The sequence below is a fragment of the uncultured Brachyspira sp. genome, assembly GCF_910588665.1.
In the GTDB taxonomy this organism is placed as follows: domain Bacteria; phylum Spirochaetota; class Brachyspiria; order Brachyspirales; family Brachyspiraceae; genus Brachyspira.
Genome location: NZ_CAJUPR010000003.1, coordinates 131,632 through 148,828, shown reverse-complemented (window position 1 = coordinate 148,828; position 17,197 = coordinate 131,632). Strand labels below are relative to the sequence as shown.

General features: G+C 30.9%; 17 protein-coding genes. 4 read left to right on the top strand and 13 right to left on the bottom strand.

Translation table 11 applies throughout. The annotated features are described in order from the left end of the window. The first annotated feature begins 64 nt into the window (after positions 1-64). On the top strand, positions 65-1,147 hold the full coding sequence (locus tag QZ306_RS03230; protein WP_295160972.1) for a glycosyltransferase: 1,083 nt from the start codon (positions 65-67) through the stop codon (positions 1,145-1,147). Positions 1,148-1,181: 34 nt separating this feature from the next. On the opposite strand, the gene dnaJ is transcribed toward QZ306_RS03230, so the two are convergent. The 11 genes from dnaJ to thrS all read right to left on the bottom strand — a co-directional run bounded on the left by dnaJ (position 1,182) and on the right by thrS (position 11,381). Continuing rightward, entirely contained in the window at positions 1,182-2,306 is a 1,125-nt protein-coding gene (dnaJ, locus tag QZ306_RS03225; RefSeq protein ID WP_295160969.1) for a molecular chaperone DnaJ, read from the bottom strand. A gap of 52 nt (positions 2,307-2,358) precedes the next feature. Next, positions 2,359-2,652, bottom strand: coding sequence for a DnaJ domain-containing protein (locus QZ306_RS03220; protein WP_295160966.1), 294 nt, complete (start codon positions 2,650-2,652; stop codon positions 2,359-2,361). 29 nt (positions 2,653-2,681) lie between these two features. Further along, complete coding sequence (locus tag QZ306_RS03215; RefSeq protein WP_295160963.1) at positions 2,682-3,374, bottom strand: YoaK family protein; 693 nt, start codon at positions 3,372-3,374, stop codon at positions 2,682-2,684. A gap of 167 nt (positions 3,375-3,541) precedes the next feature. Beyond that, positions 3,542-5,425, bottom strand: a complete 1,884-nt coding sequence (gene dnaK, locus QZ306_RS03210) for a molecular chaperone DnaK (RefSeq protein WP_295160960.1) — start codon at positions 5,423-5,425, stop codon at positions 3,542-3,544. 47 nt (positions 5,426-5,472) lie between these two features. Beyond that, positions 5,473-5,682, bottom strand: coding sequence for a hypothetical protein (locus tag QZ306_RS03205; protein ID WP_295160958.1), 210 nt, complete (start codon positions 5,680-5,682; stop codon positions 5,473-5,475). A 19-nt stretch (positions 5,683-5,701) separates the two neighbouring features. After that, the gene (locus QZ306_RS03200; RefSeq protein WP_295160955.1) at positions 5,702-6,301 is read right to left on the bottom strand and encodes a nucleotide exchange factor GrpE; all 600 of its coding nucleotides are present in this window, start codon (positions 6,299-6,301) and stop codon (positions 5,702-5,704) included. 435 nt (positions 6,302-6,736) lie between these two features. Then, complete coding sequence (gene pta / locus QZ306_RS03195) at positions 6,737-7,741, bottom strand: phosphate acetyltransferase (protein WP_295160952.1); 1,005 nt, start codon at positions 7,739-7,741, stop codon at positions 6,737-6,739. Positions 7,742-8,140: 399 nt separating this feature from the next. Next, the gene (gene rplT / locus QZ306_RS03190; protein WP_295160950.1) at positions 8,141-8,494 is read right to left on the bottom strand and encodes a 50S ribosomal protein L20; all 354 of its coding nucleotides are present in this window, start codon (positions 8,492-8,494) and stop codon (positions 8,141-8,143) included. A gap of 15 nt (positions 8,495-8,509) precedes the next feature. Beyond that, positions 8,510-8,713 carry a 50S ribosomal protein L35 gene (gene rpmI / locus QZ306_RS03185; protein WP_295160948.1) on the bottom strand — a complete coding sequence of 68 codons (204 nt, stop codon included), beginning with the start codon at positions 8,711-8,713 and terminating at the stop codon, positions 8,510-8,512. A 145-nt stretch (positions 8,714-8,858) separates the two neighbouring features. Continuing rightward, positions 8,859-9,437 carry a translation initiation factor IF-3 gene (infC, locus tag QZ306_RS03180; RefSeq protein WP_295160946.1) on the bottom strand — a complete coding sequence of 193 codons (579 nt, stop codon included), beginning with the start codon at positions 9,435-9,437 and terminating at the stop codon, positions 8,859-8,861. Positions 9,438-9,449: 12 nt separating this feature from the next. Beyond that, on the bottom strand, positions 9,450-11,381 hold the full coding sequence (thrS, locus tag QZ306_RS03175) for a threonine--tRNA ligase (RefSeq protein ID WP_295160943.1): 1,932 nt from the start codon (positions 11,379-11,381) through the stop codon (positions 9,450-9,452). Positions 11,382-12,126: 745 nt separating this feature from the next. On the opposite strand from thrS, the gene QZ306_RS03170 reads away from it, so the two are divergent. From QZ306_RS03170 to QZ306_RS03160, 3 genes are all read left to right on the top strand, one after another. Next, on the top strand, positions 12,127-13,089 hold the full coding sequence (locus tag QZ306_RS03170; RefSeq protein ID WP_295160940.1) for a class II fructose-bisphosphate aldolase: 963 nt from the start codon (positions 12,127-12,129) through the stop codon (positions 13,087-13,089). A gap of 215 nt (positions 13,090-13,304) precedes the next feature. Next, positions 13,305-14,210, top strand: coding sequence for an S-adenosyl-l-methionine hydroxide adenosyltransferase family protein (locus tag QZ306_RS03165; RefSeq protein ID WP_295160937.1), 906 nt, complete (start codon positions 13,305-13,307; stop codon positions 14,208-14,210). A 13-nt stretch (positions 14,211-14,223) separates the two neighbouring features. Continuing rightward, positions 14,224-14,817, top strand: coding sequence for an HNH endonuclease family protein (locus tag QZ306_RS03160; protein ID WP_295160934.1), 594 nt, complete (start codon positions 14,224-14,226; stop codon positions 14,815-14,817). A gap of 31 nt (positions 14,818-14,848) precedes the next feature. Here QZ306_RS03160 and mltG read toward each other — a convergent pair whose 3' ends face one another. Next, positions 14,849-15,856, bottom strand: a complete 1,008-nt coding sequence (mltG, locus tag QZ306_RS03155; RefSeq protein ID WP_295160931.1) for an endolytic transglycosylase MltG — start codon at positions 15,854-15,856, stop codon at positions 14,849-14,851. 66 nt (positions 15,857-15,922) lie between these two features. Further along, positions 15,923-17,176, bottom strand: coding sequence for a histidine--tRNA ligase (gene hisS / locus QZ306_RS03150; RefSeq protein WP_295160928.1), 1,254 nt, complete (start codon positions 17,174-17,176; stop codon positions 15,923-15,925). Between the last annotated feature and the right edge of the window lie 21 nt (positions 17,177-17,197).

Below are 17,197 nucleotides of genomic sequence, written 5' to 3'. Positions count from 1 at the left end.
TCCTTATTTACCGTTATCTAATATCGGAATGAGATTTGCTATATTTTAATTAAACGGATAAAAAATGAAAGAAATTATCATACTAATATATAATGCGGGAGATTTAAAAGATAAATCCAATCAATTTATGCTTAATATTATAGAATATTTCTATAAATCTAGCATAAGAATAACGGTATTTTCCAAATCGTTTCCTAATAATTTTCCAGCTTATATAACAAAAAAACATTTATCAAAATTATTTTTTAAAAAATCTGCAGAAAATATAGCGGATATATCCGAAAATGCGTATGCAATCATAGCTATAGATTTTCCTATGAATATAATAGCATCAATGAGCAGAAATATTTTAATTAAGAAAGGATTAAATAAAATACCAATAATAGTATGGTATATGCTGAATTTTAAAAATTATTTGTATTTTAAAGAAAAAAAAGATAATAAAACCGATATAATAAATAAAAGATTAATAAAACTGAATTATGAAAGTGTTTCAGATATTGATATAATAATATGCGCAAGTAATAATATAAGAGACAGATTATTATACCTGCATAAAGATATAAAAAATATAAAAGTTATACAGCCGTACTTCTCTCCGTATATATTCATAGATAATAATTCGTATGAAAAAAATAATTCAATAGTAATATTCTACAATAAAGAAGACAGCATTTTTAAATGCACGGCAGCTTATGCAGAGTATTTAAAAGAAAGCGTTAATATATATAAATTAAAAATTATAGGATATGATAAGGACTTAAAAGATAATATAAGCAAATTAGATTTAAAAGAATATGCAGAGTTTATAGATGAAGAAGATAATAATTTAAATATAGCAAATATTATTAAAACTGCAAATGCCATGATAATACATAATATAAAAGATTCTTTTTATACTCAATTGATAGCGGCATGGCATTATAAAACACTGCCTATAATAGATGCTAAAAGCCCGTCTGCAGAAATAGCATATGACAATAAAAATGCATTAATATATGATTCTCAAAATCCTATATCATTAATATCAAAGATAAAAAATATGTCTGAAAATAAAAAATCATATCAACCTTTTATGCCTTCTATTGATGAGATGCAAAATACAAATGAAATATTAGAATTAATAAATAATTTTAATAATAATTAAAAAAGGAGATAAAAAATCCCCTTTTATAACAATATTACATATTAGTTTTATTAGGCTTTCTTAAAACAGGCTCATCATTATTCGGCATAACTTTTTTAAGTTCCGCAAATAATTTCTTTTCTTCGGAAGATATTTTAGAAGAAACATCTATATTTACTATTACAAATAAATCCCCTCTTCCAGACCTGCTAATATGAGTAGCTCCGCTTCCTTTCAATTTGAATACCTGACCGCTGTTAGTTCCTGCAGGTATTTTTATTTTTACCTTCTTCTTATCTAAAGTTTTTATATAAATATCTGCTCCAAGAGCAGCCTGAACAATATTAATTCCTACTTCGGTTATTAAATTCATACCCTCTCTTATAAAATACTGATGCGGAGATACATGTATATACAAATACAAATCGCCTGCAACACCGCCACCTATAGCCTCACCCTCTCCGCTTACTCTAAGCTGGGTATTATCTTCAATACCATTAGGAATATTAACCGATATAGTTTTAGATTTTTTAACTGTACCTGCACCTCTGCATTTTTTACAAGGAGTTGTAACTATAGAGCCGCTTCCATTACATTTGCTACAGGTTTTTCTTACACTGAAAAAACCCTGCGCCATTCTTACCTCTCCGCTTCCGCCGCATGTAGGACAAGTCTGCATTTTAGTGCCTGGTTCAGCTCCCGTTCCATTGCATGCATCGCATATATCATTTTTATCAAGCTTAATTTCCATTTTCTTTCCGAATACGGCATCTTCTAAAGAGAGAGTAATGTCATGCCTTATATCATTGCCCCGTCTTTGAGATCTTGAATTTCTTCCGAAACCTCCGAAAAAAGAGCTGAATATATCATCTAAATCGCCAAACCCTCCAGAACCTCCAAACATTGAAGAAAAATCAAAACCGCCTCTGCCGTAAGCATCTGCAAAATCACTATGAACACCCTGAAAGCCGAATTGATCATATTGAGAACGCTTCTTTTCATCAGATAATATTTCATAAGCTTCCGTCGCCTCTTTAAACTTTTCCTCAGCCTCTTTATTACCCGGATTTCTATCAGGGTGATACTGCATAGCAAGTTTTCTATATGCTTTTTTTATTTCATCATTAGCAGCAGTTTTTGCCACTCCTAATACTTCATAATAATCTCTTTTTTCTGCCATTTATTATATCCTTACATAAAATTTATGTGAAAATTATTTATTATTAATAAAATTATTTTCTTTTTTTACCTAATATTAAGCCTAATCCAATCCCGGCTGCAGCCAAACTTCCGATTAAATATTTATTACTCATCAAATACTGAATATTATATTCTATACGCTTTTCTTTGTTTGATAAAACCTCATAAGCTTCGTTTATATCTGTAAATATACGGCTATACTCCAAATTATTATCAGAATTTCTGTCAGGATGATATATCATTGCTAATTCTCTGTAAGATTTTTTTATTTTTTCATTACTGGAAAATATATTAACATTAAGTATTTTATAATAATCCTTATACATAAAAATATCCTCAAAATTATAATATAATTTTATTTATCAAAAAACATCAGACTCTCAACTATCAATAATAAAACAGAAGTAATCCATATAGATCTAATTCCGAATATATTAGTAAAAAAAGCGCCTAAAACAACTCCTAAAGTAAAAGAAAAAAGAATTGTAAAATATATCATTGCATTTTTTAATCCCGATTTATCTTTACTAAATAAAAATTTAAATAAATTCTCGGAAATACTTCTCAAATTGCCTGTGCACATATTTGTAATATATGAAAGTCCCTCAACTTTATTGAATGTTATCATAAAAACAGCCGACATAAATGACATTATGCCGGAAGCAGCGGCATTGGGAAATGATTCAGGCAATAATCCTACAATAAAAAATATAACAGAATTTATTAATATAACAGCATATTCAAATTCAATTATATTTTTTTTATTTAAAATTTTCTTTATATACAGAGCGAAGCATATACCTGCAACAAAAATTAAAATAGGTATTAAATAATATACAGCATTAAAAAAATGCCCGCCTGCTAAACTCATAGCAAAAAATATAATATTGCCTGTCTGAGCATAAGCAAATATTCCGTCTCTTGTAATATAAGTATGCGAATCTGCAAAACCGCCTATTATAGCCAAAATAGAGGCTATATACAAAGTTTCAGTTCTATGCATAGATTCATTTTTTCTTTTTATAAAAGCTGTAAAACTATTGTTCACTTTTCTGCCCTATTTTATTGACAAATATTATAACACAAAAAAATATTTTTAGAAACATTATAATTTACAAATATATTATAATATAAAAATATAGGTGATTGAAAATCAACGGTTTCAAAAATTAACTTCCAATCACCCGACTTTATATATTCAACTTTTACTTTTTATCATTTGTTATTATTATCATCAACTACTTCGTAATCGGCATCAACTACACCTTCATCTTTTTTTTCAGGCTCCTGCTGCTGTGTTTGTCCTGCCTGCTTATACAATACTTCAGAAGCTTTGCTCCATGCATTTTGCAAATCATCGGTAGCTCTTTTAATACTGTCGGTATTGTTGGATTCTACCGCAGATTTCAATGCATTCATTTTTGATTCTATCTCAGATTTATCGGAATCAGGAAGTTTATCGCCGTTTTCTTTTAACAGCTTTTCTGTCTGATAAATCATATGATCTGCATTGTTTTTAGATTCAACTTCTTCTTTTTTCTTTTTATCTTCTTCCGCATGTTTTTCGGCGTCCTGAACCATTCTGTTTATTTCTTCCTCGCTGAGTCCGCTTGAAGAAGCTATAGTTATTTTCTGCTCTTTGCCTGTACCCAAATCTTTAGCAGTAACATGTACTATGCCGTTGGCATCAATATCAAATGAAACTTCAATCTGAGGTATTCCCCTTGGAGCAGGAGGTATTCCTACCAAATCGAATCTTCCAAGCTCTCTGTTATCATTAGCCATTTTTCTCTCACCTTGCAATACTCTGATAGTTACAGAAGACTGATTATCCATAGCTGTAGAAAATACCTGTTTTTTATTTGTAGGTATAGTGGTGTTTCTGTTAATAAGAACTGTCATTACCTGACCTTCTGTTTCAATACCTAAAGAAAGCGGAGTAACATCAAGAAGAAGAACATCTTTAACATCACCTTTAATGATACCACCCTGTACTGCAGCTCCCATTGCCACAGCTTCATCAGGATTTACGCTTCTATTCGGCTCTTTTCCGAATATATTTTTAACAGTTTCCTGTACTAAAGGTATTCTTGTAGATCCACCTACAAGTATAACCTCATCTATATCGCTTGTGGAAAGTCCAGCATCTTTCAATGCCTTTTCGCATGGTATGCGTGTTTTTTCTACTAAATCTCTTACCAAATCCTCAAATTTAGCTCTTGATAAAGACACATTCAAGTGCTTAGGACCAGATGCATCCGCAGTAAGATAAGGCAAATTAATATCTGTCTGCAATGAGCTTGAAACTTCTTTTTTAGCCTTCTCCGCAGCTTCCTTTAATCTCTGCAAAGCCATTTTATCATTATTCAAATCAATGCCTGTATCTTTTTTGAACTCATCTATAAGCCAATCAATAATAACTTGGTCAAAATCATCGCCGCCCAAATGAGTGTCTCCGTTTGTACTTTTTACCTCAAATACTCCGTCAGCTAATTCAAGTATTGATATGTCGAAGGTACCGCCGCCTAAGTCGTAAACGGCTATTTTTTCATCTTTCTTTTTTTCCATGCCATAAGCCAAAGCGGCTGCAGTAGGTTCATTTATTATTCTCAATACATTAAGCCCCGCAATTCGTCCTGCATCCTTAGTGGACTGTCTTTGACTGTCATTAAAGTACGCAGGAACTGTAACGATAGCATCAGTTACGGTTTCTCCTAAATACTCTTCCGCTGTCTGCTTCATTTTCTGAAGTATTCTGGCGCTTATTTCCTGAGGAGTAAAATTTCCATCCAAAGTTTTAATTTTTACTTTTCCTCCGTCCTCTATAACTGTATAAGGCATTCTTGAACGCTCTTCGGTAACTTCCGCATAAGTATTTCCCATAAAGCGTTTAATAGAGAATATTGTATTTTCAGGATTGGTTACCATTTGGTTTTTAGCAGGCTGACCTACTAATACCTCGCCTTTATTTGTAAAAGCTACTACGGAAGGAGTTGTTCTATTTCCCTCGCTGTTTGTTATTACAACAGGTTTTCCGCCTTCCATTACCGATACACATGAATTTGTTGTACCTAAATCTATTCCAATTATTTTACTCATTATGATATCTCCTTTTTTATTAATTATTTTTTATCATATATATGCCGTTAGTCTTTTGTGAGAACACTAACAACATATTCAGTATGACCGTTACCCAAATGCGAAGTGGTAAGGTCTACATTAATTACCTCTTTGTCTTTAATATGATTATTTATTGCATCTGTTAAATCCTGCAATACGCTGTTTATATGCTGTACGCTTTCCTGTTTATCTGCCTTCGGATTGTAATAAGCTCTAAAAAGTTGAATATGTGCCATAAAAATCTCCTAAATTAATTTATTCTTTAGAAGCAGCCGGAGGCTTACCGACCACTACCTTAGCTGTTCTTAAAAGTTCATCGTTTAATTTATACCCTTTAGCATAAACTTCAACAACCTGCTCCTTATCAATATCATTAACTTCTATCATAGTTAATGCCTCATGAATATTAGGATCAAATTCTTCTCCTAAAGACTCTATTTCAGAAACTCCGTTATCATGCATAAAATCTATAAACTGCTTATGTATTAACTCTATGCCCTTATAATATTCTGAACTTTGTATATTTTCCTCTTTTTCTCCCGCTTTAAGCGCTCTCTCAAAATTATCCATAAAGTTTAAAAGAGATAATAACAGCTCTTTATTTGCTCTTCTTATTGTATCCGTTTTTTCTTTAGCCGCTCTCTTTCTAACATTCTCAGCCTCAGCCATAGCATACATATATTTATTTTTCATATCGGAGGCTTCATTTTCAAGTTCTTCTATTCTTTTTTTCAAAGATACGGTTTCATCTTCCAAAGTGCTGTTATCTTCTTTATTTTCGCTTATGTCTGATTCTTCTGAAATATTCTCCTCTTTATAAGTATTCTCAGACGCTTCCCTTATTTCTTCTTCCATTTAATCTCCTTAACAACGGATATTTTTATGTCTATAATAAGACTGACATACATTTATATATGCAAAAAATATGCCAAATATAAAAATATTATTTGTATTTAAGAAAACAAAATATGTATTATATGTAGTATAAATATATATTATTTACAGATATAAGAATATACATATTAATAATAACATAATCAATTGTATTATTTTTATACGCAAAATACAACATATTATGTATTATAATTATACATGTAATAATATAAAATGAATCAATATGTTAACAGTTTTATATTGAATAATACACAGAAAATTAATTGCTTGATTGTAAACAATTTATTTTAATTGAAAATATATTAAATATCCATAAATAAAAAATTTATTAATTTGCAAAATAAAAGCTGTTAATTAATTTATTAACAGCTTTTAAATAATCACTATAAAATAATATTAAGCTTGTAAAGAGGTTAATACAGCTAAATCGGCTATATCCTGAGCAGAACATCCTCTTGAAAGATCATTGGCAGGCTTAGCTATACCCTGAAGCATAGGACCTATAGCAGTACATTTGCCAACCCTTTGAGCTATTTTATATCCTATATTACCAGTATTTAAATCAGGGAATATCAATACATTAGCATCGCCTTTTATAGGAGAACCAGGAGCCTTTTGAAGGGCTACTTTTTCCATTATAGCGGCATCAAGCTGCATTTCGCCATCATAAACAAAACTTACATTACGCAAATCCAATATTTTTTTAGCTTCTATAACCTTATCAACAAGTCCATGTTTAGCAGAACCTTTAGTAGAGAAGGAAAGCAAAGCAACTTTAGGCTCAAATCCTGTCATATTTTTATAGGATTCAGCAGTAGATTCTGCAATATCAGCTAATTGTTCAGGCGTAGGATCTGGTATAACGGCACTGTCGGCAAAACAAGCTATTCCATTTGTAAATAAAAACTTATCAGGGCTTTCAATAAAAAATGTAGAAGACAGAGTTTTAATTCCTTTTTTAAGACCTATTAAAAATAAAGCAGCTCTAAGCATTTCGCCTGTAGCATATACAGCTCCTCCTACCATACCATCAGCATCATTGGCGGCAAGCATAGCAGCACCCGTATATACAGAATTATTTGTAATCAGATCTTTAGCCTGATCTTTAGTCATACCTTTTTTTTCTCTCGCTTTAAAAAGCATTTCAATATAATCTTCTGTTTTTGAATTTTTAGCAGGATCGAATATCTTAGCAAAATTACCGTCTAATTCCAATGAATTTTCTTTTGCCAACGCCTCTATCTTAGAAGTATCTCCAACTAATATAACGCCTTTAACCAGCTGATCTTTTTTTAGTATAACAGCAGCTTTTACATGTCTTTCATCATAGCCTTCAGCTAATATAATAGTTTTAGGATTAGACTTAGACTTTTCTCTTAAATTATCCATAAATGATGCCATAAAAAAACCTCTTTAAAAAATTAATATTTTTATATTTTAATACATAAATTGCAATTTTGCAAACATATATTAAATAACCCTATAATTTTTTATGAAAAATCATTATTTTTTATTATTGCTGATAAAATATTAATATGCAGATTTTTTTAATTTTTTAAAACGGCAATTATAATATTAAAGAATTAGTTAAAAAATAAACCGCTTTTGTGGGATGAACAAAGCGGCTTATTACAAATATAGTTATTGGGGGGTAGTCCAATCAACTTGAATATATTATCGTCTGCTTAAAAATTAACTTTAGTATTTTTTATATATAGTAAAGAATAGTTATTTAAAAATAAAAAACCGTTAGAATACTAACGGTAATTTTATACATAAGTAAATATTTTTCAGTCTGATTTAAGCAAGCGATTTTTTAGCTACCTCTACAACAGCTTCAAATGCTTTATAATCATCTATAGCCAAATTGGATAAAGCTTTTCTGTCAATTATAACATTAGCCTTTTTAAGTCCGTTAATGAACTTACTGTAGGATATGCCCAAAGGTCTGCAGGCTGCATTAATACGCAAAGTCCATAATCTTCTCATCATTCTTTTTTTCTGTCTTCTGTCACGATAAGCATATTTTAAGCCTCTTATTACGGCTTCTTTAGCCTGTTTCATCTGCTTACTATGAGAACCATAGTAGCCTTTAGCCATCTTTAATATTTTTTTTACTTTATTCTTTCTTACTGTTCCGCTGACTGCTCTCATTTTAATCTCCTTATATTATCTGCTGTAAGGCATTAATCTAGGCATTTCAGCCATATTAGTGTCATCGGCAATTCTGGCTTTGCGATACTTTCTTTTAGTATCAGGTCTTTTATTTAAAAATTTATGACTGCCGAATGCATGAGCAAATTTTACCTTACCAGTTTTAGAAAATCTAAAACGCTTTTTTGCACCGCTTTTTGTTTTTAATTTTTGTTTCATAAACTAATATCCTTTAAAAATTATATTTACTGTATGCTCAATCTATATGTATGATAAGTACATATAGTTAGTGGGCTGAATATCATACCGATAAAGTGCCTATATTTTTATTATATGCAAATTTATCAGGCGTTTTTAATAAAAACTACTGCTGCTTTGAACTATCTGAAACTTCATTTTCAGAATCGGAAGCAGTCTTTTTTACTTTAATCGGATTAAGAACTGCAGACAGATTCTTACCTTCCAATTTAGCAGGTTTTTCCGTAGCAGCTTCATTCTCCAAATCCTGTATAATTTTATTGATGAGGTCATAACCAAATTCAGTATGCGCCATTTCCCTGCCCCTAAACATTATAGTAATTTTAACCTTATTACCATCATCTAAGAACTCCCGAATATGCTTCATTTTAAAATTATAATCATGTATGCTTATTTGAGGGCGCATCTTAATTTCTTTAAGCTGTACAGATTTCTGCTTTTTCTTAGCTTCTTTACTCTTCTTTTGAATATCAAATTTATACTTGCCATAATTGATAATCTTACAAACAGGAGGTTCGGCTGCAGGTACAATCTCCACTAAATCAGAACCTTCCTCTTTAGCCAGAGCTAAAGCATCTTTAATACTCATTACACCGAGGCTTCCTCTCTCATCATGCACAACTCTGACTTCAGGTGCAGTAATAAATTGATTAATTCTCTCTCCTTCTTTTTTTACCGTTGCCATTATTTACCTACCTCATTTAGCAGTAAATATAGAATCATTCATTCTCTCCTTAGATTCTTTACTGAGTTTTTCTATAAACTCATTTAAATCCATATCTTTAATTTCTTGCGAAGAACGGGTTCTAATGGATAATTTTCCGCTAGAAACCTCTTCCCCTCCTATTATAACTGTATACGGAGTTCTTTGCAAGCGGTATTTTTTAATCTTACTGCCTAAATTTTCATTTCCTGTATCAATTTCAACTCTGAATCCTGCATCCTTTAAAATTTTACACGCTTCATTAGCTCTGTCAATCTGAGACTGTTCATTAAGCACATTAACAACGGCAATCTGCAAAGGTGATAACCATAAAGGAAATTTACCGTTATAATGCTCAACTAATATTCCTATAAAACGCTCCATAGAACCGAGTATTGCTCTGTGAAGCATTACAGGAGTATGTTTTTTACCATCCCTTCCTTCATAGCTAATTTCAAATCTCATAGGAAGAGAAAAATCTACCTGCAAGGTTCCGCATTGCCAATTTCTGTCAAGAACATCTTTAATATTGAAATCTATCTTAGGACCGTAAAAAGCGCCGTCTCCTTCATTAACTTTATAGCTTATGCCAAGCTTATCCAATGCATTAATCAAAGACTTGGTGGCAAGCTCCCAAATCTCATTGCTTCCTATTGATTTAGCAGGTCTTGTAGAAACAAATATTTCAAAATTATCAAAACCGAAATCTCTATATACAGATAAATAGTATTCAATAGTATTAATGATTTCATCGCCGAGCTGCTCTTCCGTACAAAATATATGCGCATCGTCCTGAGTAAAAGCTCTTACTCTGAATAATCCATGCAAAGCACCTGAAAGTTCATGTCTATGAACAAATCCGAGCTCGGCAACTCTCAAAGGTAAATCTCTGTAACTATGTATGCTGGAATTATAGACAATAAGTCCGCCCGGGCAATTCATAGGCTTTACAGCGTATTTAGTATTATCTATATCCGTAAAATACATATTTTCTTTATAATTATCCCAATGTCCGCTTCTATGCCATAACTCTTCATTAAGTATAGCGGGAGTTTTTATTTCAACATATCCTCTTTTATCATTTTCATTTCTTATATATGATTCAACAGCCTTATAAATAATCATTCCTCTGGGATGCCAGAAAGGAAAACCGGGACCTTCATCATGAAAGCTGAATAAATTTAATTCTTTTCCTAATTTTCTATGATCTCTTTCTTTAGCTTCTTTAAGTTTTTTAAGATATTTATCTAAAGATTCCTTACTGTCAAAAGCTGTGCCGTATATGCGGGAAAGCATTTTATTATTAGAATCTCCTCTCCAATAGCTTCCAGCAACCGACATAAGCTTATACGACTTTATATATCCTGTGGAAGGCACATGAGGACCTCTGCAGAGATCTGTAAAATCTCCCTGCTCATATAAAGATAATGTATCTGCATCTATACTTTCTATAATTTCAGCTTTATAAGGCTCATTTGATTTTTTAAAATATTCAGCAGCTTCATTTTTATTTATTACTTTTCTTACTATAGGTATATTTTCTTTTATGATTTTTTTCATCTCATCTTCAATTTTAGGCAGATCCTCTTCCGTAAAAGGTTTTTTTGCATCAAAATCATAATAAAAACCGTCTTTAATAGCAGGACCTATAGTAACCTGAGTATCTGGATATAGTCTTCTGACAGCCTGAGCCATTAAATGACTTGCAGAGTGTCTTAATATTTCAAGTCCTTCATCTGAGGAGGCAGGTATCAATTCTAAATTTCCGTCTGTTTCAGGAGTATATGTAAGGTCAACTTGCATTCCGTTAAACTTAGCTGCTACAGCATCTTTGGAATCCTTTTTAGCGTTTTGCTTAAGAAAGTCTAATAAGGATTCGCCCTCAGACAAATCATAAGACAGTCCTAAATAATTAATTTTTGACATTATCATACCTCTTGAATTGATACTTATAAAAAATAATTTAACTATATTAACATATTTATATATTATAGTCAATCAGATTATATAATTTTTATTATTTAATAGCCTATATACTGCACACTTTTTATATTAAAAATAGAAGTATTATTTTTTATTGTTTATGATAAAATTGTTTTGTTATTATGCACGCTTCAGTCTTTATGACTTGACTTAAATAAATTAGGTCAAGGGCTAAGGTTTTTTTTATTATATCATATTTATATTATAGTTTTATATTATTTCTAATTATTATCTTTTATTTATTTTATTTCTTTTTTATACAGATAAAAAAGAACCAAAAAATCTGTTTTTATTATTTCTATATTCATGCCTGATTTGTTATATTTTCATGATTTCTTATTAATGATAAACTTTTAAATATTAGAGTAGTTGTTTTTTTTCTTCTTTTTTTCGCTCTGCGTGCCTTCAGCAGACAAAACAAAAAAAGATCATTATAAATATATTAAATAATAAAATACAATACCAGCAATACAGAATAATAAAAAATAAATTATTTCAGCAAAATATACCTGCTATAAATACCAAGCATAAAAACTTAAATAGTTTAAAAAATTAAATTAATAATCAGTTTTTTAATTTAATTTATGTTTATAAAAAGTTGCCGTTTTTATTGAAAAATTATTATTTTTACTATATTATAAATAAGTATTTTTATAATTTCTAATATAGAGAAATAAGGAGAAACAATATGGTTAAATTCTCAGATTTAGGTCTTGTTAATAGCAGAGATCTTTTTAAAAAAGCTGTAAGCGGCGGTTATGCCATACCTGCATTTAACTTCAATAATATGGAACAACTTCAAGCTATAGTTCAGGCTTGCGTGGAAACTAAAAGCCCAGTTATACTTCAAGTATCTTCAGGCGCTAGAAAATATGCTAATCAGACTCTTTTAAGATATATGGCTCAGGGAGCTGTTGAGTACGCTAAAGAATTGGGTATTAATGTACCTATAGTTCTGCATTTAGACCATGGAGACAGTTTAGAGCTTTGCAAAAACTGCATTGAATACGGATTTTCATCAGTTATGATAGACGGAAGCCATCATGATTATGAAAAAAATGTTGAGCTTACTAAAAGCGTTGTAGAATATGCGCATAAATATGATGTTACCGTTGAAGGAGAATTAGGAGTTCTTGCAGGCGTTGAAGACGATGTTGTAGCCGAACATCATACATATACTCAGCCTGAAGAGGTGGAAGATTTCGTTAAAAAAACAGGCGTTGATTCTCTTGCTATTTCTATAGGAACCAGTCATGGAGCCTATAAATTTAAACCAGGTCAAAATCCTCAGATAAGATTAGATATACTTAAAGAAATTGAAAGAAAAATTCCTGGATTTCCTATAGTTTTACATGGATCTTCAAGCGTGCCTCAAGAATATGTAAAGATGATTAATGAAAACGGCGGCAAGTTAGATGATGCTATAGGTATTCCTGAAGAACAATTAAGAGAAGCTTCAAAAAGTGCGGTTTGTAAAATTAATATTGACAGCGATTCAAGACTAGCTATGACTGCGGCTATCAGAAAGGTATTCCATGATGATCCTAAAGAATTTGATCCTAGAAAATATTTAGGACCAGCACGCGACGAAATGAAAAAACTTTATATGCATAAAATCAATAATGTATTAGGTTCCAATGGAAAAATATAATAAAAAAAATTAATATTTAAAGGAGATATTGTGGGAAAACAGCATAGAAAAATAGTAAAACGCAAAAGAGCTTTAAGAAGAATCAGAAGAAAAAAAGATGCTCTTAATGCCAAAACTAAATAATTATTAAAAAAAAATATTTAAGGGCATGAGTTATTCTTATGCCCTTAATTTTTTAACAATATTAAATATATAATTAAGCAAAGGAAATAAAAATGAAAAATTATGTATTAACTGCATTATTATTTATTATTACTGCATCATGTGAAAAGCAGATTGATAAATCACCGCTAGCATTTCAAACAGATTTCGGAAGATATGATAATGCTGTTGCAAGTATGTACGGAGTTGCTTTAAGCGTTGATAAGGATTTAAAAGTATATGATCTTACGCATGAAATACCTGCTTTTAATATATGGGAAGCCGCTTTGAGATTAAATCAAACTGCAAGATATTGGCCTGATGGAACCGTATTTGTCAATGTTGTTGATCCGGGAGTCGGAACTGACAGAAAATCTGTTGTTATGAAAACCGCAGGCAATTATTATTTTGTAACTCCTGATAACGGATCTTTAACTTTTGTTGCTGAAAGCTTGGGAGTGGAAGAGGTAAGAGAAATTGATGAAGCTGTAAACAGACTGACTAATTCAGAAGAATCCTACACTTTTCATGGAAGAGATGTCTATGCATATACAGGGGCAAGATTGGCTTCAAAGCAAATAACTTTTGAACAAGTAGGAAAATCTTTAGGTAAAAATATAACAAAAATAGATTATCAGAAACCAAGATTTGAAAATGGAAAATTCTTCGCCAATATACCTATACTTGATATACAATATGGAAATGTATGGACATCGCTTCCCCGTAAGTTAATGTTTGATAATGGAATAGAAATAGGGGATATTTTAAATATAAGCATATATAACGAAAGAAATTTAATATGGAGAGGAGATGTTAAATTAGTAAATACCTTCGCAGATGCATCCGAAGGCGATAACATGTCATACTTTAATTCAGAACTTAATTTTTCTGTTGCTATTAATATGGGCAATTTTTCAGATAAATATAAAGTATACAGCGGTCCTAATTGGAGCATAGAAATAGAAAAAATATCAAAATAAATATATATAGAATATGCATAAAAGAAAAAAGAAAAAATCATCATATTTATTTATAATATTTATCATAATTGTACTAGGCTATTATTATTATGACAATATATACAATAAAAAAGCTTCAGTTAATTCTGTAACAAGATACAATAGAAATGATTGGGGCACTTGGACGGATGAAGACAATAACGGACTTAATACAAGGCATGATGTTCTTGCAAGGGAATCGTTAACAAAACCTGTCATATCAAATAAAAGAGTTATATTGGGTGTATGGTATGATAAGTTTACAGGAAAATATTTCACAAATGCAAAAGATTTAGATATAGATCATTTAGTTCCTTTAAAAAATGCCCATTTAAGCGGCGCAAGTAATTGGAGCGAAAAAAAGAAAAATGAATATTATAATTATATGAAAAACGGCAGTCATCTGATAGCTGTGTCCAAAGGTGCAAACCGTTCTAAAGGCGATAAATCTCCAGTAGAATGGCTTCCTCCAAATAAAGAATATCAATGCGAATATATACGCAAATGGTATAAAATAAAAAATGATTGGGGGCTTACAATAGAAGAAGGTTTTGAAGAGGTTTCAAACAGAGTATGCAAAGACAAATAATTAATAAAAAATAATTTATTATAAAATACAGCTATTTTTTCAAAATATATCTGTTAATATTTTCAACATGCTCTTCATAGGTAACTGAAAAAGCATGCTTTCCAGTACCGTCGGCTACAAAGAAAATATAATCTGTATCGGCAGGATTCAAAGCAGCCTCTATAGCCTTAGCTCCCGATGAACATATAGGTCCCGGAGGGAGTCCCATATTTTTATATGTATTATAAGGATGCTCCATACGAAGATCTGCATATTTAATATTAGGCTTTTCTATATAATCGCCTTTTATCAATGTCATAGCATATATTGTTGTAGGATCTGCCTCAAGTCTTTTATTAATATTTAACCTGTTATAGTATACTGAAGATATAAACTTAGGATCATCCAAAGGTCCCATTTCTTTTTCAATTATTGAAGCCATAGTTAATACTTCATGAACATTCCGCCCTATTTTTTCAGCTCTCTCATTCAAATCTGGAAACCTGTCAAATAAAGAATCTATCATATATGTAACTAATACCTTTGCGCTGTTGCCTTTCACTATATAGTATGTGGAAGGAAATATATAACCTTCAGCACTGCCTGAAGGAATATTATATTTTTTTAATATATCTTTATCATGGCAAACTTCTAAAAATTCTTTTTTAGTGGTAAAACCCTGAGATTCTAAATAATGCCCTATCTCATAAATATTTTTTCCTTCGGCAATAGTTAATCTTATCATAGCTTGTCTGCCGCTGTTCAGACGCTTCATAATATCTATCATACTCATATTTCTGTCTAATTCATAATATCCGCTTAAAAGTTTTCTGTCATATTTTAAATATTTAGAAAAAACAAGAAATATTTTTGAACTTCTGATTAGTCCCTGAAGCTCTAATTTATTTGCTATGCTTGAAGCTCCTTCGCCCTGTTTTATTTCAAAATAAACTTTCTTATTATCTCCTCCCATAGGGCTTATCATATACTGTATAAATGCTGCAGATGAAGCAGAAATTACGGCGGTAAGTATTATTAATATAATAAATATCTTTTTCATAATTGTTCTCTGTAAATTATTTTTGATTAAGCATATAAAATAAATCTGTATGCATAATTTTTGGTGTTATAATTTTTTTATATTATTATGTATATCATTTAAAGTTACTTCAATCTCTTCCATACTATCCATATTTTTTAATTTGCACATTCCCCTTTTCAATTCATCTTCTCCGAGAACAACAGCATATTTTGCATTTCTCTTATTTGCAGATTTAAACTGACTTTTAACGGATTTGCCTGAAAAATCATAACCGCAGCTTATATTATTTGCTCTTAATGTCTGCATAACTTTTAAAACATGACTTTCAGTTTCTTTAAAAGCCACAATAAAAGCATCTAATCTGTCAGTTATAATGCTATTTTTACTTTCCAATACAAGCAAAAGTCTCTCAATACCCATAGCGCTTCCTACAGCAGGAATATCTTTTCCATTATTGAAAAGACCTATCAAATTATCATATCTTCCGCCTCCAAGTATAGCGCTTTGAGATCCCAATGCATTTGTCTGAACTTCAAAAGCAGTTTTCGTATAATAATCCAACCCCCTTACAAGCATATAATCAACCGTAAATTTCTGCCCTATCCTTGTAAGTTCTCCGCATAATTTATCAAAATGTTCCCTACATTCGCTGCATACATAATCATAAAACTTAGGTATATCTTTTGTAGCTTCTTTGCATTTTTCATTTTTGCAGTCTAATATTCTTAATATATTTCCTTCATATCTTTTTTTGCAGGTTTCGCAAAGTTCTTCCTTTCTGCTTCCTATAGCTTCCTTAAGTACATTATTATAAACTCCTTTGCATTCAGAACACCCTACAGTATTTATTAAAAGATTTATATTATCAATTCCGAACTCTTTTAATACATTTATATTAAGAAGAATTATCTCAGCATCTATTAACGGAGAATCTCCCCCTATGCATTCGATTCCGAATTGATTAAACTCTCTGTATCTTCCTTTCTGAGGACGCTCGGCTCTGTACATAGTGCCTAAATAAAATAATTTATTTAAAGCAAACTCATTTTGCATAGAATTTTCAACATAAGCTCTTGCAACGGAAGCTGTTCCTTCGGGTCTTAATGTAAGAGATCTTCCCCCTCTATCCTCAAAAGTAAACATTTCTTTTCCTACGATATCAGTTCCCTCTCCTATTCCTCTTGTAAAAAGATCTGTGTACTCAAATATAGGAGTTCTTATTCTTCCGTATCCGTAAAGCTTTGCTATATTTTTTATTTTATTTTCTATAAACTCCAATATTTCTGAAGAGGCATAAAAAAAATCATTAGTTCCTCTAGGTTTCTTTATATTCAGCATACAGCCATATCCTAATATTTA

Coding starts and splice junctions, on each gene's coding strand:
- QZ306_RS03230 (WP_295160972.1), top strand. CDS start 65: ATGAAAGAAATTATCATACTAATATATAATGCGGGAGATTTAAAAGAT.
- dnaJ (WP_295160969.1), bottom strand. CDS start 2,306: ATGGCAGAAAAAAGAGATTATTATGAAGTATTAGGAGTGGCAAAAACT.
- QZ306_RS03220 (WP_295160966.1), bottom strand. CDS start 2,652: ATGTATAAGGATTATTATAAAATACTTAATGTTAATATATTTTCCAGT.
- dnaK (WP_295160960.1), bottom strand. CDS start 5,425: ATGAGTAAAATAATTGGAATAGATTTAGGTACAACAAATTCATGTGTA.
- QZ306_RS03205 (WP_295160958.1), bottom strand. CDS start 5,682: ATGGCACATATTCAACTTTTTAGAGCTTATTACAATCCGAAGGCAGAT.
- QZ306_RS03200 (WP_295160955.1), bottom strand. CDS start 6,301: ATGGAAGAAGAAATAAGGGAAGCGTCTGAGAATACTTATAAAGAGGAG.
- pta (WP_295160952.1), bottom strand. CDS start 7,741: ATGGCATCATTTATGGATAATTTAAGAGAAAAGTCTAAGTCTAATCCT.
- rplT (WP_295160950.1), bottom strand. CDS start 8,494: ATGAGAGCAGTCAGCGGAACAGTAAGAAAGAATAAAGTAAAAAAAATA.
- rpmI (WP_295160948.1), bottom strand. CDS start 8,713: ATGAAACAAAAATTAAAAACAAAAAGCGGTGCAAAAAAGCGTTTTAGA.
- infC (WP_295160946.1), bottom strand. CDS start 9,437: ATGGCAACGGTAAAAAAAGAAGGAGAGAGAATTAATCAATTTATTACT.
- thrS (WP_295160943.1), bottom strand. CDS start 11,381: ATGTCAAAAATTAATTATTTAGGACTGTCTTATGATTTGTCTGAGGGC.
- QZ306_RS03170 (WP_295160940.1), top strand. CDS start 12,127: ATGGTTAAATTCTCAGATTTAGGTCTTGTTAATAGCAGAGATCTTTTT.
- QZ306_RS03165 (WP_295160937.1), top strand. CDS start 13,305: ATGAAAAATTATGTATTAACTGCATTATTATTTATTATTACTGCATCA.
- QZ306_RS03160 (WP_295160934.1), top strand. CDS start 14,224: ATGCATAAAAGAAAAAAGAAAAAATCATCATATTTATTTATAATATTT.
- mltG (WP_295160931.1), bottom strand. CDS start 15,856: ATGAAAAAGATATTTATTATATTAATAATACTTACCGCCGTAATTTCT.
- hisS (WP_295160928.1), bottom strand. CDS start 17,176: ATGCTGAATATAAAGAAACCTAGAGGAACTAATGATTTTTTTTATGCC.